Annotated in this window: 26 protein-coding genes; 11 read left to right on the forward strand and 15 right to left on the reverse strand. The window is 51.1% G+C overall.

What is annotated here, in order from left to right; all coding sequences use genetic code 11:
• Positions 1–192 precede the first annotated feature (192 nt).
• The 10 genes from atpC to AB1656_27510 form a co-directional block, all read right to left on the reverse strand.
• The gene (gene atpC, locus AB1656_27465) at positions 193–459 is read right to left on the reverse strand and encodes an ATP synthase F1 subunit epsilon (protein ID MEW6239138.1); all 267 of its coding nucleotides are present in this window, start codon (positions 457–459) and stop codon (positions 193–195) included.
• Between the two features lie 50 nt (positions 460–509).
• Positions 510–1,916 carry a F0F1 ATP synthase subunit beta gene (gene atpD, locus AB1656_27470; GenBank protein ID MEW6239139.1) on the reverse strand — a complete coding sequence of 469 codons (1,407 nt, stop codon included), beginning with the start codon at positions 1,914–1,916 and terminating at the stop codon, positions 510–512.
• A 154-nt stretch (positions 1,917–2,070) separates the two neighbouring features.
• Positions 2,071–2,946 (reverse strand): ATP synthase F1 subunit gamma, encoded by an 876-nt coding sequence (gene atpG, locus AB1656_27475; protein ID MEW6239140.1) that lies wholly within the window; start codon positions 2,944–2,946, stop codon positions 2,071–2,073.
• 42 nt (positions 2,947–2,988) lie between these two features.
• Positions 2,989–4,497 carry a F0F1 ATP synthase subunit alpha gene (atpA, locus tag AB1656_27480; protein MEW6239141.1) on the reverse strand — a complete coding sequence of 503 codons (1,509 nt, stop codon included), beginning with the start codon at positions 4,495–4,497 and terminating at the stop codon, positions 2,989–2,991.
• Positions 4,498–4,513: 16 nt separating this feature from the next.
• Positions 4,514–5,077, reverse strand: a complete 564-nt coding sequence (atpH, locus tag AB1656_27485) for an ATP synthase F1 subunit delta (protein MEW6239142.1) — start codon at positions 5,075–5,077, stop codon at positions 4,514–4,516.
• 1 nt (position 5,078) lies between these two features.
• Positions 5,079–5,621, reverse strand: a complete 543-nt coding sequence (gene atpF, locus AB1656_27490) for a F0F1 ATP synthase subunit B (protein MEW6239143.1) — start codon at positions 5,619–5,621, stop codon at positions 5,079–5,081.
• A gap of 90 nt (positions 5,622–5,711) precedes the next feature.
• The gene (atpE, locus tag AB1656_27495) at positions 5,712–5,954 is read right to left on the reverse strand and encodes an ATP synthase F0 subunit C (GenBank protein MEW6239144.1); all 243 of its coding nucleotides are present in this window, start codon (positions 5,952–5,954) and stop codon (positions 5,712–5,714) included.
• A gap of 75 nt (positions 5,955–6,029) precedes the next feature.
• Positions 6,030–6,881 (reverse strand): F0F1 ATP synthase subunit A, encoded by an 852-nt coding sequence (gene atpB, locus AB1656_27500; GenBank protein ID MEW6239145.1) that lies wholly within the window; start codon positions 6,879–6,881, stop codon positions 6,030–6,032.
• A 40-nt stretch (positions 6,882–6,921) separates the two neighbouring features.
• Positions 6,922–7,296, reverse strand: a complete 375-nt coding sequence (locus tag AB1656_27505) for a hypothetical protein (GenBank protein ID MEW6239146.1) — start codon at positions 7,294–7,296, stop codon at positions 6,922–6,924.
• A gap of 2 nt (positions 7,297–7,298) precedes the next feature.
• The gene (locus AB1656_27510; GenBank protein ID MEW6239147.1) at positions 7,299–7,478 is read right to left on the reverse strand and encodes an AtpZ/AtpI family protein; all 180 of its coding nucleotides are present in this window, start codon (positions 7,476–7,478) and stop codon (positions 7,299–7,301) included.
• A gap of 346 nt (positions 7,479–7,824) precedes the next feature.
• Between AB1656_27510 and AB1656_27515 the strand changes: the two genes are divergently transcribed.
• From AB1656_27515 to AB1656_27525, 3 genes are all read left to right on the forward strand, one after another.
• The gene (locus AB1656_27515; GenBank protein MEW6239148.1) at positions 7,825–9,231 is read left to right on the forward strand and encodes an L-fucose/L-arabinose isomerase family protein; all 1,407 of its coding nucleotides are present in this window, start codon (positions 7,825–7,827) and stop codon (positions 9,229–9,231) included.
• Positions 9,232–9,306: 75 nt separating this feature from the next.
• Positions 9,307–9,495 carry a hypothetical protein gene (locus AB1656_27520; protein MEW6239149.1) on the forward strand — a complete coding sequence of 63 codons (189 nt, stop codon included), beginning with the start codon at positions 9,307–9,309 and terminating at the stop codon, positions 9,493–9,495.
• Positions 9,496–9,593: 98 nt separating this feature from the next.
• Positions 9,594–10,043, forward strand: a complete 450-nt coding sequence (locus tag AB1656_27525; GenBank protein MEW6239150.1) for a CGGC domain-containing protein — start codon at positions 9,594–9,596, stop codon at positions 10,041–10,043.
• Between the two features lie 80 nt (positions 10,044–10,123).
• On the opposite strand, the gene AB1656_27530 is transcribed toward AB1656_27525, so the two are convergent.
• Positions 10,124–10,840 carry a hypothetical protein gene (locus AB1656_27530; protein ID MEW6239151.1) on the reverse strand — a complete coding sequence of 239 codons (717 nt, stop codon included), beginning with the start codon at positions 10,838–10,840 and terminating at the stop codon, positions 10,124–10,126.
• Positions 10,841–11,397: 557 nt separating this feature from the next.
• On the opposite strand from AB1656_27530, the gene AB1656_27535 reads away from it, so the two are divergent.
• Positions 11,398–12,036 (forward strand): prepilin-type N-terminal cleavage/methylation domain-containing protein, encoded by a 639-nt coding sequence (locus tag AB1656_27535; protein ID MEW6239152.1) that lies wholly within the window; start codon positions 11,398–11,400, stop codon positions 12,034–12,036.
• A 6-nt stretch (positions 12,037–12,042) separates the two neighbouring features.
• Here AB1656_27535 and AB1656_27540 read toward each other — a convergent pair whose 3' ends face one another.
• Positions 12,043–13,206 (reverse strand): DNA double-strand break repair nuclease NurA, encoded by a 1,164-nt coding sequence (locus AB1656_27540; GenBank protein MEW6239153.1) that lies wholly within the window; start codon positions 13,204–13,206, stop codon positions 12,043–12,045.
• Between the two features lie 144 nt (positions 13,207–13,350).
• On the opposite strand from AB1656_27540, the gene AB1656_27545 reads away from it, so the two are divergent.
• The 3 genes from AB1656_27545 to AB1656_27555 all read left to right on the forward strand — a co-directional run bounded on the left by AB1656_27545 (position 13,351) and on the right by AB1656_27555 (position 15,813).
• On the forward strand, positions 13,351–14,019 hold the full coding sequence (locus tag AB1656_27545) for a DUF1080 domain-containing protein (protein MEW6239154.1): 669 nt from the start codon (positions 13,351–13,353) through the stop codon (positions 14,017–14,019).
• Between the two features lie 245 nt (positions 14,020–14,264).
• Positions 14,265–15,293: an AAA family ATPase gene (locus AB1656_27550; GenBank protein ID MEW6239155.1), complete on the forward strand. Its 1,029-nt coding sequence runs from the start codon at positions 14,265–14,267 to the stop codon at positions 15,291–15,293.
• On the forward strand, positions 15,256–15,813 hold the full coding sequence (locus tag AB1656_27555) for a hypothetical protein (protein ID MEW6239156.1): 558 nt from the start codon (positions 15,256–15,258) through the stop codon (positions 15,811–15,813). The genes AB1656_27550 and AB1656_27555 overlap by 38 nt, the downstream gene beginning before the upstream one ends.
• A 3-nt stretch (positions 15,814–15,816) precedes the next feature.
• Here the strand turns inward: AB1656_27555 and AB1656_27560 are convergent, their stop codons facing one another.
• On the reverse strand, positions 15,817–16,026 hold the full coding sequence (locus AB1656_27560; protein ID MEW6239157.1) for a hypothetical protein: 210 nt from the start codon (positions 16,024–16,026) through the stop codon (positions 15,817–15,819).
• Between the two features lie 319 nt (positions 16,027–16,345).
• Here AB1656_27560 and AB1656_27565 point away from each other — a divergent pair, with 319 nt between their 5' ends.
• Positions 16,346–17,341, forward strand: a complete 996-nt coding sequence (locus AB1656_27565; GenBank protein MEW6239158.1) for a sugar-binding protein — start codon at positions 16,346–16,348, stop codon at positions 17,339–17,341.
• Between the two features lie 171 nt (positions 17,342–17,512).
• Here the strand turns inward: AB1656_27565 and AB1656_27570 are convergent, their stop codons facing one another.
• Positions 17,513–20,005: an alpha-galactosidase gene (locus AB1656_27570; protein ID MEW6239159.1), complete on the reverse strand. Its 2,493-nt coding sequence runs from the start codon at positions 20,003–20,005 to the stop codon at positions 17,513–17,515.
• 353 nt (positions 20,006–20,358) lie between these two features.
• On the opposite strand from AB1656_27570, the gene AB1656_27575 reads away from it, so the two are divergent.
• Positions 20,359–20,568, forward strand: coding sequence for a type II toxin-antitoxin system HicB family antitoxin (locus AB1656_27575; protein ID MEW6239160.1), 210 nt, complete (start codon positions 20,359–20,361; stop codon positions 20,566–20,568).
• Positions 20,569–20,630: 62 nt separating this feature from the next.
• Here AB1656_27575 and AB1656_27580 read toward each other — a convergent pair whose 3' ends face one another.
• Positions 20,631–21,230 (reverse strand): superoxide dismutase, encoded by a 600-nt coding sequence (locus AB1656_27580; protein ID MEW6239161.1) that lies wholly within the window; start codon positions 21,228–21,230, stop codon positions 20,631–20,633.
• 208 nt (positions 21,231–21,438) lie between these two features.
• Here AB1656_27580 and AB1656_27585 point away from each other — a divergent pair, with 208 nt between their 5' ends.
• Positions 21,439–23,061, forward strand: coding sequence for a DUF5010 domain-containing protein (locus tag AB1656_27585; GenBank protein ID MEW6239162.1), 1,623 nt, complete (start codon positions 21,439–21,441; stop codon positions 23,059–23,061).
• Positions 23,062–23,080: 19 nt separating this feature from the next.
• Positions 23,081–23,395 (forward strand): hypothetical protein, encoded by a 315-nt coding sequence (locus tag AB1656_27590; protein ID MEW6239163.1) that lies wholly within the window; start codon positions 23,081–23,083, stop codon positions 23,393–23,395.
• The last annotated feature ends 12 nt before the right edge of the window (positions 23,396–23,407 follow it).

The raw sequence follows: 23,407 nt of genomic DNA on the forward strand, positions 1-23,407 counted from the left end.
TTTAAATGATTGAAATTATTTAAATGATTGAAATGATTGAAATGATTGAAACAAGAATATAATAGATGTGACATTTATGCTTGTCAAGAGAAAAAGTAAAAAAATCAGTCAATAAAAAAAAGAAAAACGCCTAGCCAATATAAGTCATTAGCTAGGCGCTGAGAATTATATTAATAATTAATAGAGCCGTTATTATCCTACTCCGCCGATATTTTCGGCGAGGATCACCGCTTCGCTGTTGGCGACTTCGAGGATGCCGCCTTTCACCCAGTACGTCTTCGTCTCTTCTTGGGCGTCGCGGATGGTTATGGTTCCTTCCGTCAGCGGCGTCAATAGGGGGGCGTGATGGGCGAGGATGCCCAAATAGCCCAGCGCTCCCGGCGCAATGAGCGATTCCACTTCGCCGGAGTATACGGTTTCTTCGTGCGTTACGATTTGCAAAGGATACGTCGCAGCCATAGCGTTATTTCATTTCAATTCCCGCTTCCAAGTTCGGAAGCGTCATTCGTTTATGCGGCGGCCATTTTCTTGGCGTTATCCACCGCTTCTTCGATGCCGCCGCACATATAGAACGCCTGTTCGGGCAGATCGTCGAATTCGCCGGACGACAAGCGCTTGAAACTCTCGATGGTATCCTTCACTTTGACGTAGCGTCCTTCGCGGCCTGTGAAGTTTTCGGCGACGAAGAAGGGCTGCGACAGGAAGCGTTGGATCTTGCGCGCCCGCTGTACCGTGATCTTGTCCTCGTCGCTCAGTTCGTCCATGCCCAAAATCGCAATGATATCTTGAAGGTCTTTGTAGCGCTGCAAAATCTGTTGCACCTCGCGGGCGACGTTGTAATGCTCGTCGCCAACGATGCGCGGGTCCATGATGCGCGACGTGGAATCGAGGGGATCGACGGCGGGGTAGATGCCTAGTTCGGAAATAGCCCGCGAAAGAACCGTGGTGGCGTCCAAGTGGGAGAAGGTGGTCGCCGGAGCGGGGTCGGTTAAGTCGTCGGCGGGAACGTAGATGGCCTGCACCGAAGTAATCGAACCCTTTTTCGTCGAGGTGATGCGTTCCTGCAAGGCGCCCATTTCCGTGCCCAATGTTGGTTGATAGCCGACGGCGGAAGGCATGCGTCCCAGCAGGGCGGACACCTCGGAACCGGCCTGGGTGAAACGGAAGATATTGTCGATGAAGAGCAACACGTCCTGCCCTCGTTCGTCGCGGAAATATTCGGCCATCGTCAAGGCGGAGAGTCCAACCCGCTGGCGGGCGCCGGGAGGCTCGTTCATCTGGCCGAAGACCAGAGCCGTGCGGGCGATAACTCCGGATTCGTTCATTTCCAGCCAAAGGTCGTTTCCCTCGCGGGTGCGTTCGCCCACGCCGCCGAAGACAGAAACGCCGCCGTGTTCCGCCGCGATGTTGCGGATCAATTCCATGATGATGACGGTCTTGCCAACGCCCGCGCCGCCGAACAGCCCGACCTTGCCGCCCCGCGAATAGGGAGCGAGCAGATCGATGACTTTAATGCCCGTTTCGAATTGCGCCGCCACGGGAACTTGTTCTTCGAGGGAAGGAGCTGGGCGGTGAATGGGATGGCGCTGTTCGGGATGCGGAATGTCGCCCCTTTGGTCGATCGGTTCGCCCAGCAAGTTGAACATGCGTCCCAAGCATTGATCTCCCACGGGTACGGAAATGGGATTGCCTGTATCCACTGCTTCCATGCCCCGGACCAATCCATCCGTGGACGCCATAGCGACGCAGCGAACCAGATTGTTTCCGATATGCTGGGCCGCTTCCACTGTAAGATGAATGTTTTTCTCTTTGACGTCGATCTTAATAGCGTTGAGAATGTTGGGCAGATGATCGGAGTCGAACTCAAGGTCTACGGTGGGACCAATGATCTGCCGGACGCGTCCAATATTCGACATGGCTAAACCTCTCTTTTCAAATTCAATGCCGCCGTAAGCGCACAATTGCAATAGAATTTTAGTTGAGTTATTGAATTATTCCCCTCGCCCTCTCCCAGAGGGCGAGGGAACTGTGTTAAACGATAAAGAATAATCGTCTCGTTTCTAAAAATTCTTATCCTTTCAGCGCTTCCGCTCCGCTGACGATTTCCAAAAGTTCCTTGGTGATGGACGATTGCCGCGCCTTGTTCAATTGCAGAGTGAGCGAATCCAGCAGCTCGTTGCAGTTGTCGTTGGCGGTGGTCATGGCCATCATGCGCGCTTGATGTTCGGCGGCAAAAGCGTTGACGAAGGTGAAAAGAACCTTCGTTTCCAGGTATTTTGGCAATAGTTGCGCTAAGACGGTTTGGGCATCCGGCTCGAATATGTAATCGATGGGTTTGCCCGCCGCCTTTTCGCCTAGAGATCGCAAAAGGTCTTCCTGATTCAAGGGCAGAAGCGTTTCCATTTTGGGGCGGTAGGTCATCGCCGTCACGGCGTGATTGAAAATCAACTCGATGACGTCATACTCTTTCCGCAGAAACAGTTCTTGAAGTTCTTTGGCGATGGCGAGAATCCGGGGAATGTCGATGTTGCCGCGAAAATCGCTATGGCTTCCGACGATTTGGGCGCCATGCTTGCGGAAAAAATCGGCGGCGCGCTTGCCGACAGCGTAAATCCCGGTTCCCGCCGGAAGAGAATGAAGCCGGTCGTTCGCATGGCGGATGATGACGGCATTGAAAGCGCCGCATAAACCCCGGTCGGAAGAGAAGACGACGAGAAGCCGCTTCTCTCTATCGCGGCGCTCCATCAAAGGTTGTCCCTCTCCGCCGACGCTCCCCGCCACCCTGGCGATCAGAGCTTGGAGGCGCTCCGTGTAGGCTTTAGCGCGGGCGCGCCGCTCGTGGGTGCGACGCATCTTGGAGGCGGCGACGGAACGCATCGCGCGGGTGATGAGTTTCGTATTGTCGACGGTGCGGATGCGGCGGCGCAGTTGCTTAAGAGACGGCATTCTTTCACTCCTAAATGCGAATCCTCGAAAACGCCGAGGATTTTAAGCGAAAAATTTTTCCTTAAAGGCGGAGATTTGCTTCGCTAGCTTTTCCGCGTCTTCTTTGGAAACCACTTTATCCGTCCGGATATTATGAATCACTTCGGGCGCATTTTCTTCGAGATAGGGGAAAAGACGCTCCTCGAATTCCTTGACTTTATGCAGAGGAAGGCTGTCGAGAAAACCGCGTCCTCCCGCGAAGATGATAATCACCTGCTCTTCGAGGGAAAGAGGATGGTATTGATTCTGTTTAAGGATTTCCGTCATGCGTTCGCCGCGCGTCAGCTGCGCTTGCGTCGCTTTGTCGAGGTCGGAGCCGAATTGGGCGAAGGCGGCCAGTTCGCGGTATTGCGCCAGGTCTAGCCGCAAACGTCCAGCAACGGATTTCATCGCCTTGGTCTGGGCGTTGCCGCCGACGCGGGAGACGGAAAGGCCGACGTTAATGGCCGGTTTGATGCCGGCGTAGAAAAGGTCAGGCTCCAGGTAAATTTGGCCGTCCGTGATGGATATGACGTTGGTGGGAATGTAGGCGGACACGTCGCCCGCTTGCGTTTCGATGATGGGCAACGCCGTCAGCGAGCCGCCGCCGTTTTTCTCGCTCAGTTTCGCCGCCCGCTCTAATAGACGGCTATGGAGATAGAAGACGTCGCCCGGATAGGCCTCGCGTCCCGGCGGACGCCGCAACAACAGCGACAATTGGCGATAAGACGCCGCATGTTTGGAAAGATCGTCATAGATGCACAGGACGTGTTTGCCTTTGTCGCGATATTCCTCGCCCATGGCCGCGCCCGCGTAGGGAGCGATGTACTGCAGAGTGGCGGGCTGCTCCGCCGTAGCGGCGACAATAGTGGTATATTCCATCGCCCCATGCCGCTGCAACACTTCCACGACGGCGGCGACGCTGGAGGCTTTTTGGCCGATGGCGACGTAGATGCAATAAACGTCCGTATTCCGCTGGTTGATGATGGCGTCGATGGCGACGGCGGTTTTGCCGGTGCCGCGGTCGCCGATAATCAACTCGCGCTGGCCGCGTCCGATGGGGATCATCGAATCGATGGCTTTCAATCCCGTCATCAAGGGTTCCTTGACTGGCTGGCGGTCGATGACGCCGGGAGCGCGGGTTTCCAGGTTGCGGAAACTTTCCGTGGGGATCGGCCCTTTGCCGTCGAGCGGTTCGCCGATGGGGCTGACGACTCGGCCCAGCATCGCTTCGCCTACGGGCACGGACGAGATCCGACCGGTCCGTTTGACCAAGTCGCCTTCCTTAATGTTGCGGTCGGAACCGAACAAAGCGGCGCCTACGCTATTCTCTTCCAGATTGAGGACCATTCCCATGACGCCGCCGGGGAACTCCAACAATTCCCCCGCCATTGCGTCTTCGAGTCCGTAGATGACGGCGATGCCGTCTCCGATGCGGAGAATAGTTCCCACCGAATCCATTTTCAATTCGGTCTCGAACGACGCCAGTTCCTTTTCGAGAACGGACGCGATTTCATCAGGCCGTAGAGCCATCTTCTATAACCTCCGGTTATCGCTGCGCGGCGATCCGTATTTGGTTGAGGCGGCGGTGAATTTCATTGAGATAAGACGAAATGGTCGTATCCATCAACGTATCGCCGTATTGCACTTTCACTCCGCCGATCAATTCGGCATCCACCTTGAAGCGGAGATCGAATTTCTTTCCGCAAAAAGTTTCCAATTTTTCCCGCATCGTTCGTTGCTGCTCCTCGGAAAGGGGAACGGCCGTGGTAACGGCGCCGATCGTCAAGCCCTGTTCTTTTTCCACCATTTCCTCGTAATGGTCGAGGATGGCGTGGAGATGGTCGATGCGGTTGTGCTTGAGCAAGAGATGGAGAAATTGGAAGAAAACCGTCGAGAGCTGGCCGCTAAAAACGGAATTGACGAACTTGTGCTTGTCGGCTTCCCGGAATTGCGGTCCTTCGAGGAAATAGCCGAGTTTCACGTTTTCCTCGATCGCCCGTCTCAGCGATAAGGCTTCCTCCAAGGAGGCTTCCAGGGGGATTTTTTCCTTCTTGACGACTCCCAGAAGTGCGTGGGTATAGTTTTTGACGACGGCTGGATCGATAGCCACTTCAGTTCCTCTCGATGCGTTCCAGAAAATCTCCAATCAATTGCTTGTGCTTATCCTCGTCGAGACGCTCCTTGATGAGATGTTCGGCGGCCAAGATGGTGAGATCGATAATCTCTTTCTTTATGGCGACTCGGGCTTTGTCGGTCTCGATCTGGATGTTCTCTTTAGCCTTTTCGATCATCGCTGCGGCTTGCTGGCGGGAATCGTCTTGCATTTTTTGGGAGACGCGCTGGCCTTCGGCGATCAATTCCTGCATTTTAGCGCGCGCTTCCGTTTCGATGCCGGCGAGCCGGTCGTCCAGGGCTTGCTTACTGGCTTCGGCTTGCTTTTGCAGGTTTTCGGCGCGCTTCAAACCGGATTCGATCGATTCGCGGCGTTCGTCGATGATCGAGAGAATCTGTCCGACGGCGTACTTTTTCAAGATGAAAAATACCGCGAGAAAACCCAGCACGGACGCGCCGATCTGCGCCAGCAATGGCGAGCCGCCTTCTTCCGCCGCCACCGCCGCCAGCCCGATCAAGGCATAGAGATCATTCAAGACCACGATATCTTCTCCTCATCTTATCATATCAGGACCATCGCGGCGCGCTCATGCTTGCGCCGCGGCGGCCGCCGAGCGATTGGATCGGTCTTTTTATTTGAACAAAAAGGAAAAACCCGCCGAGATCAGGGCGTAAATCGCCAAGGCTTCGATCAGGGCGCAACCGATAATCATCGCCGTTTGAATCTTGCCCGCCGCTTCCGGCTGCCGCGCGATGGCGTCCATCGCCTTGCTCACCGCCAGACCGAGACCCACGCCGGCGCCGATGGCCGCCAGACCGATTCCAATGTGGTAGGCGCCTTGGGGCGTTAACAAAATTGAGGTTACTTGATCCATTATTTTCTCCTGTCGTTCTCTTCTTGACTTTTGAAATGGGAACCCGGACTTGCCTCCGGGATGAATCGCCTGGATTTACGCTTTCGATTCCTCTTCATGATGCTCGTGATGGGGCATGACCATCGATATATATATTGTAGAGAGCAGGGTAAAAACCAGCGCCTGGATGACGCTTACCAATAAGGCTAAAAAGATAAAGGGAAAGTGAAAGGGAATGCCGAACGGCGCGCCGCTCCAAAACGCGACGACGCAGCCTACGCCCATAACCATCAGGACGCCGAGCAGCGTGTCTTCCCCAAAAATATTGCCATAGAGACGGCAAGCCAAACTTACGGGCTTAATCAATTCCTCCAGAACGTGCAAGGGCAGGAACAAGGGCGTCATCACCCAACCGATCGCGTCTTTCGGCTCTCCTAGCAAATGATAGAGAAATCCCTTCAGTCCCAATCCTTTCACGGCGTTGAATTGAACGTAAAGAAACACGCATAGGGCCAGGGAGGCGGTGATCGTGATATGCGAAGTGGGAGATTTCATCAATGGGATCAAACCGAACCAATTCATTCCTAAAATGAAGATGAAGAGAGAAGCAAGGAATGGAAAGTGTTTTCTTCCTTCCTTTTCGCCGAGGATGCTGCAAATCAATCCTAGAAGCGATTCGATTAACATTTCCGCAACGGCTTGCAGCCGTCCGGGGATAAGAGAACGCTTTTGACTCGCCGCCCAGAAGAGATAGGCGATTACGCCGATCACGATGAATGCGAAGATTTGATTCTCAAAAGTATAAAGAAATTTTAGGAAAGCGTTTTCGGGAAACGATTCATGCAACGCGCCGATAAAATTGGGAAGTTCGGGAGAGGTATGAGCCGCCGCTGCGGTCTCGCCGCTATGAGCGGCGACGGCGCCATGAACATTCTCTGCTGCTGCCATTCCATTATTCCCTTCGATCAGGATAGAGGAATCGAATGTTTTATATGAAAGCAATGGGTTTTGAATTTTTCAACTGCTTGCAAAGCAAAGATAAAAAAATAACTAAAAAAGGGGTTTGAAACCCCGCCGCTCCCCACATTAAGGAGGCAGGATATCTTATAACCAAAAAGGCCCCCATCATATAGAGAAGGGGGATTTTTACAAAAAAAATCAGAGAAATCGCGTAATGGCGGCGAGGACCGAATATCTCTTGCACCAATGCTTTCCACGCCCATACATTCAAAGTAGACCAAACGCCGCCAAAGGCGAAACCCAACATCCCCATTCCGCCGCTCATGGGCGCGGCGATAAAGGAGCCCAGCAGAGATACGGCCAGGGCGATAACCAGCAGCCGATTCAATTGCTCCGCTTCCACCCTTACTCTCCCAAGTCCCGCATGATTCCCTTAATAACGAAATAAACCTGGCGTCCGGCGGAAAACAAGCCTAAAAGCAAAAAGACGATCTTTAGCCATTCCGTTCCCAGTTTTCCATCGAGCCAGGAACCGATCAGATAAAACGCGATGGGATAGAGGGCCATGAAAATGGGGATGAACATGCACTGTCCAACCACTCGCGCCCATGCGGCTTTATTATCGTTTGATTTTGACGGTTCCAACCTATTCGACCGTTTTATGGGATAGCGGACGAAGTAACTATTATTGCCTATCTTCTGTTACGCATCTTATAATGATTCATTCATCGAAGTCAATAGAAACTCTTTGGCTGACGTTTGAAATCGATCCCATCGCTGATAATCACCCATAGGCCGCCGTCTTCCGAAGCGCGGCATGAGCCATATCGATGCGGTTAGCTGGCATAGGCGAAGCGTCGCTATTACAATGAAGGGAATTTTTTCATATTTCCGCCGGAGCGCTGGCGGATAAAATGGAAGGGGCTTTATCATGGCGAAAACGACGTTTGCCGTCATTGTAGGAAACCGCGATTTTTTCCCCGATTCGCTTGTATCTTCGGGCCGGAAAGACATTCTGAAATTGTTCCAGGAAATGGATGTCGAGCCAGTCATTCTTAAGGAAGACGAAACGAAACTTGGGGCGGTGGAAACCTGGGAAAACGCTAAACAGTGCGCCGAACTCTTCAAAAAGAGACGGGATCGCATTGACGGCATTTTGATTACTCTACCCAATTTCGGCGATGAAAAGGGCGTCGCTGATGCGATAAAACTATCCGGACTCAACGTTCCTATTTTGGTGCAAGCCTATCCCGACGACTTGAACGAAATGAATCTCGAACAACGCCGGGATTCGTTCTGCGGGAAAATATCCGTCTGCGGCAACCTGCGCCAGTATGGCTTTCCCTTCACGCTGACGGCGCAGCATACCGTCCATCCCCTTACGGTAAGTTTCAAAGCCGACTTGCAGCGATTTATCGGCGTATGCCGCGTCGTGAAGGGAATGCGTTCGGCGCGGATCGGCGCCATCGGAACGCGGCCCAACGCCTTCAATACGGTGCGGTTCAGCGAAAAATTATTGCAAGAGGCGGGGATAACCGTATCGACCATCGATCTATCCGATATTTTAAGCAAAGCCGGCCGAATCGGCGACGGAGAAGCGCGAGTAAAGGAAAAAATCCGAGAGATATCGAACTACGCCGACGCCAACGGCGTTCCTCAAGAATCTCTGGCGCGGATGGCGAAGCTGGCCATTGTCCTATTGGATTGGATCGAGCAGAACGATTTGAACGCCACGGCTATTCAATGTTGGACGTCGCTGCAAGAAAACTTCGGCGTCGTTCCTTGCGTATTGATGAGTATGATGAGCGAACGTTTGATGCCCAGCGCCTGCGAAGTGGACATTACGGGCGCGGCGGCGATGTATGCGTTGCAGCTGGCGTCCGGCAAACCCAGCGCTTTAGTGGATTGGAACAACAACTACGGCGGCGATCCCAACAAGTGCGTACTCTTCCATTGCGGCAATTGGGCGAAGTCCTTCCTGCCCGGCGCAGTTATCTCCAAGTCGGACATCCTGGCCGGTTTCCTAGGCGACGAAAAAACGTATGGCGCGATTCAAGGGCGCACCCCCGCCGGTCCTCTGACTTTCGCCCGCATCAGTACCGACGATTCGTTCGCAACCATTCGCGCTTATACCGGCGAAGGCCATTTCACCGACGATTCCCTCAGCACGTTCGGAAGCCGGGCGGTGGTGGAGATACCCGAATTGCAAAGCCTTTTGCGCTATATCTGCCAATACGGCTTCGAGCATCACGCGGCGATTAACGCCTCGCATACGTCGGAGATTTTAACGGAAGCCTTCGACCGGTATTTGAATTGGGACGTTTATCGGCATAGTTGAAGGATGAATCTTTCTTCTACTATAATCATAAAAAGCTAATAATGATTTTGCAGCCTTAAGGGAGGTCGATCCTCTATGAGACGTATTGGGGAAATATGTTTTTTTCTTTTGATATTTTACTATGCAGTACAGACGGAAGGGACTTATCCACCCAAATCAGCCGCGTCTCCCGTCTCCGCAACCGGCATCAAAGAATTTCGGTTCGGAACCGATCTGACAACGCTGCGCGAGTTCGATCAAGTATCCCATTTGTATATTGCTTAAAGCAATCATCCAATGATGAGGAAACGATTCGGATGCGCTTGCTTGGAATGAAATAAGCGATAATCTAACGCCATTCTATTCCCGTAAGGATCGATATCATGTCCGATAAGAAAAAGAAAGATTATATCGTCGTCGTTCAATGCCATATCGTCAAAGAGCATTGTTCCGGATATCTATGCGAGAAAGCGTTTCACGAACGCAACGGCGGTTTTTGCGGCTACTCCTCGGAAAAGGAAATCCGGACGCTGACCCTGACCTGCGGCGGCTGTTGCGGCAGGGCGTTGCATCGAAAACTGAGCCACCTGACGCGGAAGATCAAAAAGAAGGAAGGCGTCGAGAAAGAGCGGATCGCCGTGCAACTTTCTTCTTGCATTACGCAAGATAACTTTCACGCTCCGCCATGCCCCCATCTCGGCTACTTGAAAGCCCTCATCGCCAAACTGGGGCTGGATGTTTACGAAGACACCTACATCAGCGTCAAAGCGGAAGAACGAAGGCGGTCGGGGATATACGCTATCGGCAAACTGCCGTCTCCATGCGGGGAATGATGTTTCCTAAATAAAGCATTAGTATAAAAAAAGCGGGACCTCTTGGCCCCGCTTTTTGGCGATGATCGTGTTTTGGATTGTTACAGCTGTTCGACATGGTCGATCAGCCATCGGCCGCGGATGAGTTTAAGCCGATAGAGGTCCTTTTCCTCGTAAGGTCTGTGGTTGCCTTGCAGCACTCTTTTCGTTGCGATGATTTCCGCTTCGCCGCCGTAATTGGAATTGGAGAGAATATCTCCAAAATCGATGCGCAAGCCGCCGTGATTGTATTGCTGCTGATAGAACTTCTGGCGGGCGGAGATGTAGTCATCCCGCATGGCCTGGATGAAATCGGGATTGAAGCAATCGAATTCGGCGCCGAATTTTTGCTGGTTCCAGCATTCAATATAGCGCCGAACCACTTCTTCCGGCTTGAAGCCGACGACATGCTTTTTCTTGGGTGAGTGCGGCTTCTCCGGGGATGCCTCGGCGCTGGTTTCTTCGGATGAATCGGTTGCCTTGTTATTGCCGGATTTAGTTTGGTGGTATTTTTGCAAGTATTCGTCAAGGGGCTTTTCGGCTACCGTGACTTTTCTCAGCGAATACACCCTTTCCGTCTCCCGATCCAGTTTTTCCTGAAGCCGGAAAATGAGTTCCCGCTCTTCTCCCGAAAGCGCGTGGCCTGAATGCTTTATCAGTTTATTCAGAATCCGCGATTGCTCTTCGGAAAGAATCTTCGCTGGTTTTTCTTTGTTTTCGATCCCTTCGTCGATGACATACCTAGGCTGTTCTTCGATCGATTTTTGATACATGGCCATATATTTATATCCTACTCTAGCAGAGAGACTCGCGAATATAATCACTTAAAATTTGGAATATTTCAACTCTTCTCTAGCCCTTTTTACACTTTATGACAACTTTTCCTGCCGCCGGAATCCGAGAGTAAGGAAACGAATCACGGTTGCTTGTTTTCAAACCTGAAATCCAATCGCATTTTTTCATGCTTATTCTCAATCTATCTTATCGGCGAGAAAACGTCTCGGATTAATATCCGATTCGATTTAATTGACTTGTAACGTTCTGTCGTCCCTCATTCTCTCCCAAGAACATTTTTTATCGCCGCTGAAGCGATGAATCGGCTTTAATACCGAAACGGCTTGTTTTTTATCGGGTTACGGAAGTTAATCTAGCCTCAACCATCTTGCCGGGCTTTTTGATGAACCTCCCTCGTCTCGGTTTCCATATTCAAGAATGGAGGTCTAAGCGTCAGATGTATTTTTAATAGTATCGAAACGATTTTTTAATGTTTTTTCTCATCTTCTATTTTATAATGATTGTCGAAGGAAAACAATTGATTCTCAAAATGAGGCGAACCATGAATAAAACCAATCGTTCGTTTACGCTGATCGAATTGCTCATCGTCGTGGCCATCATCGGCGTGCTGGCCGCCATCGCCGTCCCCAATTTTCTCAACGCCCAGTTGCGCGCCAAGATCGCCCGCGTACGCAGCGATCTGCGTTCGTTGGCGTTGGCTATCGAGAACTACCGCCTCGATCAAAACGCCTATCCTTGGCCGATCCGCAACGGCCAGGTATTGAGCACCTACAACCATATCGCTTGTTGCATCGAACTGACGACGCCGGTTTCCTACATTTCCTCCGTCATGTTGGAAGACCCTTTCATCCCCCGCAAGGGGTGGAACAATACGCAGCACGCCATTCATCCGACCTACGTTTACGTCAGTTATCAGGGCGATTGGGGAAAGCAGTGGGGCATGGCCAGTGCGGGCGTGAAATCGTTGAACGAGTTGCCCAATGGCTTCGGTTTGACTTCGCAAGGTCCGGATGACCGCGACTCCGGCGGCGTCCATTGGCCGTTATTTATTAAATTCAAGAACGATCCCGTAACAGCCAACTCAACCCTTTATCATCCCTCCAACGGTTTGCGAAGTCTGGGCGATATCGTGCGATACGGCGGCGACGTTCCCGCTCCAGCGACGCTGGGCGGCGGATGAGCCGGTTTAAAGGATGGATGCCCGTTTGCGCAGTTCCTTGGCGGAATAGCGGACGCGCATCTTTTGGCCGACGAGATTTCGTTCGAGCAAGGCATAAAAAGCTTCTCGATCTGCGCTGCGCACCACGGCGCATTCATGCGCTTCGGAGAGGATGATGGGATAGCCGCCGCCAAGCCGGGATTGAAACAGGCATTGCGCGGCGCAACCGTCCACCCACTCCCGATGCGCCGCCGTCCATTGCGGAATTTCGATTCTTGCAATTTCGCTTCCCGTATTTAAATAGAACGAGGAAATCCTTTGCTCCCCGTATTCGTTCAAGATTTTGGATCGGGAATGAAAGAGGACGGATCGTTGGCCTTCCTTGAGCAAATGAGAGAAAAGAACCGCGTCCGTAAGCATCGGTTCCGGCTCTGAGCCTGTCTCCGCTGAACATCTCTCTTCACGGATCATGCGCAGCAGGTTCGCCGCCTCGCGGCTTGCAGGTTGGCTGATATATCCAGCGAGGGGTATGTCGGCTTTTTGCAGCCGCGCCATGCTTTCCGTATACCGTTTGATGATTTTCCGTTCGTAGGATTGAAATTCCCGCCCTGCCAGGCGCCAGAGAATCAGGCTGCCATCCGTAAGCGCCAAAAGCGGCGTTTGGGATTCGCGAACGACGCGGCTTCTCGCTTCTTCGGCCATATCGGCGAGAGCGGACATTTCATCCAGCGTTCTCTTGTCGGAAATCAAGTCCGTAAAAGAAATTTCGCGTTCGGAATCGGCGAGTCCGTCGAAATCCTCGCGCAAAAGCAAACTGGATCGGCTTTCCATCAGCGGCGGATTTTCGAAATTCTTATAATCGATGCGGATGCGGCTGACGTTGATCAAAGCAACGGGGGCGATTTCGTGGCGGCTGGGGAAAATCTGCGAACCGTCGCTGGCGAGAAGGATGGCGGGGGAAGGCGCCGGATCCACGGGATGCGCGCAAGCGGGCGGCTCGTCGAAGCCGGGAACCAGAAAGGGATAAGCGCCGTTAGCCGCCCGTTCTCTCCAATAAATCCAATTTTCCGAGAGTTCTCCCCGGAAAAGTTGCAAGGATTTTTGCAGAGCGCGATGAAATTCTTCTTCTCTTTGGGCGCGCCGTTCGATATAACGTTCGATCTGTTTCTGGATATCGATCCACGAGAGCATGGCGTGAGTGGCTTCCTTTTGCGGGAATGGGCGTCAATGAAGAATAGAGTATCCGAACGGCGCCGCAGGTGAAGCTCGGCGGCATTATGGCGAAGGAAGCGGTTATGCTATAATTCGAGCAATTTCTATCAAGGAGGATTCGCCATGTCGAAGCGTTTGTCCGTATGGGTGGGTTTAAGCTTATTTTTAGGTTCCTGTTCCTGGTTTTCGGGAGATCGCAGTCTTAGCTATCAGGAATTGCAGGGCGACTTCGCCGATCTTTTCGATGGCGCCAGTCTCAACAACTGGATTGTCATGGGCAAGCCGGAAGGTTGGCAGGTTGCGAATGGCGTTATCCGCAGCGAGGGAGGCAAAGGCGGAGAATGGCTGCGCTCAGCGAAGGAATACGACAATTTCATCCTGCAATTGGAATACCGCGTAGCGCCGGGAGGAAACAGCGGCGTTTTTTTCCGCTGTCCGGAACAAGGCAATCCGTGGGAAACGGGATACGAATGCCAAATCTCCAATGAACAGCCGCCGAGGGACGATTTGCACTGCACGGGAACGCTCTATGGATTGGCCGCCGCCAATCCCCGCCCCGACGAATCGCCGGAAATCTGGCATGGATGCAAGATTATATGCAAAAACAAACGCATCCTGATTTTCATAGACGGCCAACAAACTGTAGACGCGGAGATGGACAAGATCGAAGCGATCAAGGATAAGCCAATGATGGGCTATATCGGATTGCAGGATTCCCACACGGGCGAAGGAATGTGGATCGAATACCGCAATATCCGCATCCGGGAACTGAATCCGAGAGGACGGTTGTGAGGATGGAATAAACGGATATAAATTCTAACGGATAACATAGAAATGACGTAACGGCAAAAAAATCAATTTTTTGTGGTGTGGGCTTCCAGCCTGCACAAGATATACCGCAGGCAAGATGCCTGCACCACAATAGGTAGTCACCCGATTGCATCATCAATACTTTTTGCCGGGTCGTCAGAAATAAATGCCTTTTTTTGAATACTTTTTGGAAATGTATTTATTGCTTCTATAAAAGGTGAATGGAAATGATCTATCATTTGAAATTGGAAAATTTTACGGCTTTTAAATCTCTTAACGTACAGTTTTCTAAAGGAATAAATATCTTCATTGGCGCCAATGGAACGGGGAAAACGCACATTTTAAAAGTAATTTATGCGTCATGCGATATCACAAAAACGAGAGATAATTTCGCAGAGAAAATCAATCGCGTGTTTATGCCTTCCAACAATCATCTGGGAAGATTGGTAAAACGTAAAAATGTCAGTAAAAAAGGAAGTGTAGTAGTAGTATCGCGAAAAGAAGAAAACTTCTATAGTAGAATTCGTCTTACTTTTTCAAATCAAACAAAGGATCCAAAATCGGCGAGAATTACTCGTAAAAATGATTGGCGCCTTATCCCTATAGAATCTATATTTATACCTGTCAAAGAAACCCTTTCCAATGCGCCAGGATTTCGTTCACTCTATATCTCGAGAGAAGTCAGTTTTGAAGAAGTGTACATCGATATCATTGATCGATCGTTATTGCCAGTTAAAAGAGGTCCTATCGATAAAAAAAGAAAAGATATTTTATCGCATCTGCAAAAAATCATGGAAGGAAAAGTATCAATTAAGAATGAAGAGTTTTTTTTGCGGAATAAACAAGGAAATCTCGAATTTATGCTTCTATCCGAAGGAATGAGAAAATTGGCTCTTTTGTGGATTCTCATTCAGAATGGCGTTTTGATGAAAGGTTCCGTTTTATGTTGGGATGAACCGGAGGCGAATTTAAATCCCAAAATGATGAAAAACATAGTGGAAATTCTACTATACTTGCAACGCATCGGCGTTCAGATATTTCTTGCCACTCACAATTATGTATTTTTAAAAGAATTCGACTTACAAATGAAAAAATACGATCAGGTTATGTTCCATTCGCTATTTTTTGATAAAGAAACGAATGAAATCCAATTACACTCAACGGATAAATATATGGAAATTCACCCCAATACGATCGCCGACGCTTTTGACGATCTCTATGACAGAGAAATCAAAAGAACGATGGAGGGATCGTAATATGCCAATCGTACGCGAAGGCGATCTGCAATTCGATTTTTCTTCCGCCCAAAATGTAAGAAAATTTGACGATCCCCAAAATCACGGCCTTTCTCATTGCATGAAATCCGTCGATTATATTGTAGAACTTAATGACAAGACGTTATTTATTGAGGTGAAAGATCCGCAACATCCAAACGCCAAGCAAAAGCCAAAAGTAAGTTTTGTTCAAGAATTCCTTTCTGGAAAATTGGATGAAATCTTAAAGTACAAATATCGAGATTCCTTCTTATATGAATGGGCGTCGGAAGCGATCAAGAAACCCGTATATTATGTAGTTTTGATCGCCGTGGATGCGCTATCCCAAGCTGATCTCTTGAGAAGAACGGATAGTCTAAAAAGAATTATTCCTTTTGATGGACCTTCTTCAGGAATATGGAAAAGAAAAATCGTCGCTGGATGCGTCGTGCTCAATATTAACGAATGGAATAAACAATTTCATCAATTTCCAGTTTCGAGAATAAGCAAAAACAAACCATAGTTTTCACAGCTCATACAAATTCCACATCGAGCTCATGGGGCGGCGCAATAGTCGGTTGGCGAGGTCGTTGTTGGCGAAACGTTCTTGTTGGGCATCCCAATAGAGTTTCTTGCCCGTCTGGATGGCGATGTACGCCAATTGGCGCAGCGACGTTGTGCGGTGGCCGATTTCGGCGTCTTTCAATGTTTGCCCGCACGTTTTTACGGCGTCGATAAAATCCTATTTTTCGCTTTTTAATGATAGATGGATTTCGTCGTCCTTGATTTTGGGAATGTGGATCGAATGCCGCAACATCCGCATCCGGGAACTAAATCCGAGAGGGCGGTCGTGAAGAATAAAAATTGGAGAAAAAAAACATCTCCATTTCGATTATTCTCATAGTTTTTTCGAATTTATTATGATAGAAAATGAAAGCGTTATTGCGAATGAATACTATTATCATAGAAGAAAGGAGGCGATTCATTAAGCGAATTAGATCGACGATAATGAATCATTGAAGCGATGAATGAAAAAGAAGGGAGGATTGTTGTTTATGAAAATGAGACTAATTGTTTCGCTTTTATTGATTGGCGGTTTTGTTTTTTCCGCCCAGAGTCAAAATCCACAAGATGTTTTGAATTTTGATGAAACTTTGGAAGGCCCTTGGTCGGATATTGCGAAAACTACGATCTCCATCCCCAAAGTGGCGAACGGATCGGTCAAGTTGGACGGTGCGGTCTCATCTGTCGAATACGGCGGATTTCAAGCCATCCCCGTCGAGCCGGGAGTGAACGCCTGGATTTTAAACTTTGCGACGACGAAGGATTGGAAAAGTCAGGACGATTCCAGTTTCTCCTTCTATGCGGCGTATGACGACAATTTCCTTTATGTTGGCGTGGACGTTAAGGATGACGTAGTGCGCTCCAACGATCCCAATGCGCAGTTTTGGAAAGACGACGCCGTCGAAATCCTCATTGATCCCCTCAATACCCGTTACGATTACAACTACGATTCTACCAATAATTATTATGGCGGGCATGTCTATTTCAATTACGAAGGCCGTTTCTCGCCGTGGGATGACTCCGCTGGCATTCCCCGGGCTGGACAGACGTTATGGTCTTCGCTGGCGGAATGGTATTATGGAGAAGACAAGGAAGTATACGGCTTCGGCAAAGAATCGGCGAATGGCTGGATCATGGAAATGAAGTTTCACAAAATGAACTTCGAAGACCCGGAAAGCGATTTCAAATGGGTTAAGGGCGAGGATATCGCTTTCAACATCGGCCTCGACGACGACGACGGCGCCGACCTGGCGCTGCAATACTGGTGGGCTAACCGGGCGCGGGCCAAAGGCGCCAATCCCGACAGCGATTTATGGGGATTGTTGACGGAAGAAGAGATTAATTCCAAAGCCTATCTCGATCCCAATTCTTCCGCCGCCTTGTGGGATGTAGGTATCGACGCCGCTGGCCGCCTTTCACCCGCCGGAGCAGGAGTGTTTATTCTCGGCGAAATGGCTGCGCCGGTGCGGGAGTGGAATCTATATTGATTTTAATAAGAATAATATAATGCTTGTATTGAAAATCGGGGCCGCATAGGTGCGGCCCCTTTTTTAGGATAATCCCTTGAAAATCCCTGCAATTTCTTCCTTCTCACGGCAAGCGGGAGGAACGTCATGGCAACCGGTTGGCAAACATTAGCTTGCGGCCAGCTAGTGAGATCAATCTATGCGCTTATAGAGCAGCAAAGCGGAATCGGGACGTTCCATCAACGCAACGTTTGCGCCTTTTTCCATCAATTCCTTGCCGCTTAGCGTTTCTTGAACCTTTCCCCCGAAGGGAGAGATTTGGTAATTCGCTTCCGGGTCTAATTCATGCAGCGCCAGCCGTCCGGCGGTGTAGGGGCTTTGGGGACGTTTGAGGATGACGACAAGCCCTTCGCCGAGATCGGGGCGATCCAATTGATAGGCCATCCAAGCGTCGCGAGATTGAGTATAAGCAGTCACAGGATAAAAATTGCCGTAATAGTATTTTCGATATTCCCGATATTGATTCAACGTATTCTTCGCCCACTCGTAGGGAAAATCTTCCGGAATCCGTTCCGCCGGGGCGTCGCCGGACACCCACCAATTCAGGCAGAGAGAGCTGCACATGCTGCTGCGGAATTCGTAATCGTCCTGAGCGCGGTCCTGGCTGGTGGCGCTGAGCGGAACCCAGGGCAGCAAGCCGAAGGTATGGCATTGATGGGCGATGGGATCGCGGGGGCCGTCGGTGCGCCAGAAGGGGGTGCTGCGTCCGATCGTCTCCAGATCGATGCGACGTCCGCCGCTGGCGCAATTGTCGATGATGAGTCCGGGATGGCGGCGCAATAGTTCGTCCCAAAATGCGTACAATCCTTCGATATGGCGTATCTCGGAAATGCCTTGGCGGTCGGGCGCGTCGGCTTTGCGCCAAAAGGGAAGGGGATCGATATTGAAATCCTGGCGGTAGCAGCCTAGGCCGAATTCGTCGATCTTGTCAGAAATAAAATTAATCAGGAAAGCGCAGGCTTCGGGATTGCCTAAATTGAATAAAACGCTGGAGCCGCCATTATCGAAAAGCCAGTCGTGATGCTCGCTATACCACGGCGTTCCTTTGTGCACCCGTTCCGGCTCGAACCAAAGCATCAACTCGCGCCCGCTTTGGCGCAAGGCGTCGCTCAGCGGTTTAAATCCCTGCGGGTAAAGGTCTTTCTTCACATTCCAATTCCCTACGTTGACCGCCCAAGTTCCGGGAACGCCCGGTTGTCCGTACCATTCCGCGTCGATCCAATAATAATCGATGGGCAGCGAGCGGTTGGCGATTTTTCGGATGTTGTCCAGATGGACTTCGGCGGATGTTCCACCCCAGTTGCCGTTGGTGATGGGCGCGATTAACGGCTCGCCGTTAAGCCGTGGACGATGGCGAGCCAGAATATATTGTCGTAATAGATTCTGTCCCCGCCATCGATCGCCCTTGTAGAACAAAAGCATCATGCGCGGCGTACGGATTTCCTCTCCGGGATGGAGGCGCAAATGAGTCAGGTCCATTCCAGCTTTCATGATGGCGCTTCCGTTCGGATTTTGACCGAACTCCGCCGCCCACTCGCCGCTCCAACCCACAGCGGCGACGATTCCGCCGCCGGAACCTTCCAGGTTGAAGAAGGGCATGACCTGGTTGGAAGAGCGCCCGCCGCCAGGATGCAGCCGGAACGGCTCTTTGGAATTCAATGCGGTCTCCTGCGGAGCGAAATCGTCGAAACTGGCGACGCCGCCCTTGGCCCAATGCAGACGGGTTGAGCCTGCGCTCGGAAGGGGCAAAACCGCGTCCATTGCTTGGATATTGGCGAGAATGGGCGTATCGGCGCCGCCGTTATTTTTAAAATAAATCACCCATTCCATCACCGGAAAATCGGCGTCGAGAACGCCTTCCGCCCGAATTTCCAGTTTCGTTTCCGGATCGGCGTAAGAGACGGTGCGGCGCAAGCCGCCGCCGCTGGTTTCTGTAACGCGGCGCGTCCATTGCGAAAGCCGCTTTTGGCTGGGTTGATCGTCATAGAGGAAGGAAAAGAGGAAAGGGTTGTAGTCCAAATCGCTGCGCCAGGGCAGGTCTTGCAGCCGCACGCGCCCGCCGCCTTTCAGAATCGCGGTTGCTTCACCCCATAAGGCCTGATCCCAACCGCGCCCGTCGCCCGCGTCGTCCACGAGAATCTCGAACGAATCCGCCCCGTTCAAAGCCGCATCGACGCGCTGAGCTTCGTCCTGCAAACGCATGATAGGCGAGGCGTAAACTTCTTGCCCTTTGACGAAAACATGAAACCTCACTGAACCATTTCCCGATTTCGCTCCCAGTTGGGTGTTGTCGTTGTTCTCCAATCCCACATCGGATTGAAAGCGTTCGCCGGGGCCGCCAAGGTTAATGAGCAGGCGCTTGGTTGCGTTAAAGGCGACGCCGTTGGAATATTCCTTGCCTCCGATGCGGTAGGGCGTCCCGCGCCAACTTTGCCCTCGGGTGATCCCTTCGGGAACGTCTTGTTCCAGAACCTGGAGGAATCCGCTGGCAGTGGCATTCTGTTCCAGGAAATAGCGCTCGAAAACATACCGCGCGGCGTCGAATTCGCTGGAATTCGGCGCGACCGCCCATGCGGGAGAGAGAACCATAACGAGTGCGATAGAAAAATACCGTCTGCGATGCATGAGATTCCGCCTCCTTAAGAGAAAAGAATGATAAGCGCCGGTGTTGGCCGAACCGGGCGACAATGTTATACCGTAGGAGTGGGGGATTGTCGAGATTGGGTAAAGGAGGATGAGAGAAGGATTTTTATAATGGATTCTTTTAGTAGACTGAAATCATTTTGATACGAGTTGATTTATTATTAAGGAACTTTATATTCTTATGCGATGTCATGGATGCTAAAATATCGATAAGGACGATCAAGAAACGCCATCCAATTGCCCACCGGCTGCTTGTCAGGTCATCTGCTTGCGTGCGACGGGAATGCGGCAGTGACGAATCTGGATATTAGCATAAACGCATAAGGAGTAAGGCTATGCGGACATATACGGCGGTTGTGGAAAAATACTTGGATACAGGATTGTTCGTGGGTTACGTTCCGGGATTTTCCGGAGCGCATTCTCAAGGAGAGACCTTGGAAGAACTTATGGAGAATCTGCGAGAAGTAATTGAAATGTTGCTTGAAGACGGAGAACCAATCCTTGAAAGCGAATTTATTGGCGCTCAGAATATTGTGGTAGCGTAACCATGGGCCGGGCGGCAAGAGCAAGGTAATTTCTGCCCTTGCCGCCCGGCCCATCCTATCCTTTAAGAGCAGCAGCAGCCGCAGGAATCCTTGAAGCATTGGGAAGCGAATTCCCAGTTGACGGCGTTCCAGAAGTTTTCGATGTATTTTAGCCGGTCGTTGCGGTAATCGATGTAATAGGCGTGTTCCCACACGTCGAGGGTGAGGATGGGTTCGCAGCCGTGCTTGAGCGGCGTGTCGGCGTTGCTCAAGGCGCGGATGGTAAGGCTGCCCTTGTCGGAAGCGAGCCAGCACCAGCCGGAGCCGAAAAGCGTAGCGGCGGCGTCGGAGTAAGTTTTTTTGAAGCCGTCGAATCCGCCGAAATCGCGGTCGATAGCGGTCAATAAACCGCCAGAAGGCTGGCCGCCGCCGTTGGGGGAGAGGCAGTTCCAAAAGAACTCATGATTCCACGCTTGCGCCGCGTTGTTGAAGACGCCGCCTGCCGATTGCAGGACGAGTTCGCGCAGGGAGAGATTCGCTTCTGGTTTGCCTTCCACAAGCGGATTCAATTTGTTGATATAAGCCGCATGATGCTTTCCATGATGAAACGAAATTTGCTCCTCGGATAGAAAGGGGCTGAGCGCATTCTTGGCGTAGGGTAGTTCCGGCAATTGAAAGGTCATGATAACGCCTCCTTATGAAGGGTCTTCTTTGATTTATCCATTCGAAGAGTACTATGACGAATTCGCGAGAAAATTCCAGCCGTCATGAGAAGAATGAGCCTCTATTTAACAATGCCGCATCGAATATTCTTTGATGCGGAAAACCACTTGGAACCGCGTTGGTAGATGGTGTATAGTGAGTGAGTTTATGGCGGTTGCGAAATAATAAATGACGAAAGGCGAAATCATGACCACTCGTCGAGGTTGGGAGATTATCCTTTTCTTGTCTATGACAGTCGCGGCGGCGGGACAGACGTTCGTTCCCGTATGGAATCCTTCGGATTTGAATCAAATCCGCTCGTTCTCCAGCGGGCAAAAAATCGTAGGAACCCATTATTTCTATTGGTACGATTATCCTTACCATCATTTTTTCGATAACGGCGAACTCACGGACGATGGCTTGCAGGATCATTTTCCCGTTGCGGAAGCGGTGAGTTTCAACTCGCCCGATTGGCATGAAAAGCAGATGGAAGACTGCGAGGCGGCGCGCATCGATTTTATCTTGCCCGTCTATTGGGGGACAGTGGATCATTATTTCCAATATGGGGTAATTTTCAGCATTCGGGGTTTGGGGCCGCTGCAAACCGCCATTGAACGCCGCGCGAGGGAAAACCGGCCATCACCCAAAATCGGGATGTTCTACGATACGAGCACCCTGCTGTACGGCGTGCGCGGCGTTACGGGAAAGAAGGAAAAAATCGACCTCACTTCCGGCGAGGGAAAAGACGTTTTCTACCGCACTATCCGCGATTTCTTCTACCAAATCCATCCCCGGCATTGGGCGGCGGTGGATGGCAGGCCGCTGGTGGTTTTGTATTCCAGCGGCTTCGCCAAGGCGCATGACCAGGGGACGTTCGATTACGTCTATGAAAAATTTCCGCAGGATTTCCACGGTTTGAAGCCTTATATTATCCGCGATGTATCCTGGGGAGGAGAAACGGAAGCCGTTACCAGCTGGGGCGCGGCCTTGGGCCAACCGTATATTGGCGCCGTCGCGGCGCAAATCGGCCCCGGCTATAACGATTCCGCCGTGCCTGAGCGCGCGACTCCAATCCGCGAACGGGAAGACGGCAACTATTATCGCTGGAGTTGGAACCAGGTCTTGAACAGCAAAGCGAAAATCGTACTTCTGGAAACGTGGAGCGAGATGCACGAAGGAACCGATATCTGCGAATCCAAGGAATACGGACGCCAATATATCAACCTCACTCGCGAATACGTCGAAAAGTTCAAACGCAACGAAAAGGGCGGCGAGACCATCGAACTTAAATTCCCCGATCCCCGCCCCCGGCCCGCCGACGATTGGGGATCCGAATATAAAGACGCTCAATCTGTGCGAGCAATCCTGGGCGGCGGCGGAAAATGGGAAGGCATCCGCCTGGTTCGCAGCCAAGCGGACGGACCGGTGGAAGACGCCGAGCTGGACGGCGTGAACTGTACGCGGACTATGGATTCAAACTTGGGATACATGTATTTCAATATCGCCGATCCCTTTTACTTCGACGAAAAGACGCCGATTACGGTTGAATATACTTATTGGGATAGCGGCTTTACCTGGCATGAATTGCAATACGATTCCCACGATCCCAACGCCACATTGAGCGGCGCCTATAAATCTACAGCGCAAATCGTATCGAAAAAACAATCCAAGTGGGTGACGCGCTCGATCCGCTTGAACGACGCCCGCTTCGTTAACCGCGAAAATGGCGGCTCCGATTTCCGCTTCGCCGTGAGCGGCGGATGGCTGGCGATAAAAGAAGTCGTTATTAAGAAAATGGCCGGGGTGGAATGATTGGGCGTTTTGAAATCCAGTGAAGCGGGAAGAACAAGCGGCGTTTTTTAAGAATTTGCGCAGGCCAAGAATCGATCTGGGTCTGAAATTGGATTTGTCTCAGCAGCCAGAAATTTTCGGCCATGTTTTGAAAGTGCGGGGATTGTATATCTGGGGACATATTTTTACGGCAGAGAGCCATACTCTTTCCGAATTGGAGTGCGACGTCATTCTTTATAATGAAACCGACGCCGCCAAGGTCGAAGCGCCGGAAGGATTTTTGGTTTTTCGCTTGCATGATTTGCAGGAATTTCCCTACATCGCCGCCGTTCGCATTCATCAAGAGGAAGAATAGGAGGATGATTTT

Source organism: Candidatus Omnitrophota bacterium (assembly GCA_040755155.1).
Classification (GTDB): Bacteria; Hinthialibacterota; Hinthialibacteria; order Hinthialibacterales; family Hinthialibacteraceae; genus JBFMBP01.

Bases quoted from the DNA above. Each gene is read 5' to 3' on its own strand.
- AB1656_27530 (MEW6239151.1), bottom strand. From the start codon at position 10,840: ATGGCCATGTATCAAAAATCGATCGAAGAACAGCCTAGGTATGTCATC.
- AB1656_27520 (MEW6239149.1), top strand. From the start codon at position 9,307: ATGAGACGTATTGGGGAAATATGTTTTTTTCTTTTGATATTTTACTAT.
- AB1656_27535 (MEW6239152.1), top strand. From the start codon at position 11,398: ATGAATAAAACCAATCGTTCGTTTACGCTGATCGAATTGCTCATCGTC.
- AB1656_27515 (MEW6239148.1), top strand. From the start codon at position 7,825: ATGGCGAAAACGACGTTTGCCGTCATTGTAGGAAACCGCGATTTTTTC.
- atpD (MEW6239139.1), bottom strand. From the start codon at position 1,916: ATGTCGAATATTGGACGCGTCCGGCAGATCATTGGTCCCACCGTAGAC.
- AB1656_27510 (MEW6239147.1), bottom strand. From the start codon at position 7,478: ATGTTCATCCCCATTTTCATGGCCCTCTATCCCATCGCGTTTTATCTG.
- AB1656_27570 (MEW6239159.1), bottom strand. From the start codon at position 20,005: ATGCATCGCAGACGGTATTTTTCTATCGCACTCGTTATGGTTCTCTCT.
- AB1656_27540 (MEW6239153.1), bottom strand. From the start codon at position 13,206: ATGCTCTCGTGGATCGATATCCAGAAACAGATCGAACGTTATATCGAA.
- AB1656_27585 (MEW6239162.1), top strand. From the start codon at position 21,439: ATGACGAAAGGCGAAATCATGACCACTCGTCGAGGTTGGGAGATTATC.
- AB1656_27550 (MEW6239155.1), top strand. From the start codon at position 14,265: ATGATCTATCATTTGAAATTGGAAAATTTTACGGCTTTTAAATCTCTT.
- AB1656_27575 (MEW6239160.1), top strand. From the start codon at position 20,359: ATGCGGACATATACGGCGGTTGTGGAAAAATACTTGGATACAGGATTG.
- AB1656_27525 (MEW6239150.1), top strand. From the start codon at position 9,594: ATGTCCGATAAGAAAAAGAAAGATTATATCGTCGTCGTTCAATGCCAT.
- atpB (MEW6239145.1), bottom strand. From the start codon at position 6,881: ATGGCAGCAGCAGAGAATGTTCATGGCGCCGTCGCCGCTCATAGCGGC.
- AB1656_27555 (MEW6239156.1), top strand. From the start codon at position 15,256: ATGACAGAGAAATCAAAAGAACGATGGAGGGATCGTAATATGCCAATC.
- AB1656_27545 (MEW6239154.1), top strand. From the start codon at position 13,351: ATGTCGAAGCGTTTGTCCGTATGGGTGGGTTTAAGCTTATTTTTAGGT.
- atpC (MEW6239138.1), bottom strand. From the start codon at position 459: ATGGCTGCGACGTATCCTTTGCAAATCGTAACGCACGAAGAAACCGTA.
- atpG (MEW6239140.1), bottom strand. From the start codon at position 2,946: ATGCCGTCTCTTAAGCAACTGCGCCGCCGCATCCGCACCGTCGACAAT.
- atpA (MEW6239141.1), bottom strand. From the start codon at position 4,497: ATGGCTCTACGGCCTGATGAAATCGCGTCCGTTCTCGAAAAGGAACTG.
- AB1656_27580 (MEW6239161.1), bottom strand. From the start codon at position 21,230: ATGACCTTTCAATTGCCGGAACTACCCTACGCCAAGAATGCGCTCAGC.
- AB1656_27565 (MEW6239158.1), top strand. From the start codon at position 16,346: ATGAAAATGAGACTAATTGTTTCGCTTTTATTGATTGGCGGTTTTGTT.
- atpE (MEW6239144.1), bottom strand. From the start codon at position 5,954: ATGGATCAAGTAACCTCAATTTTGTTAACGCCCCAAGGCGCCTACCAC.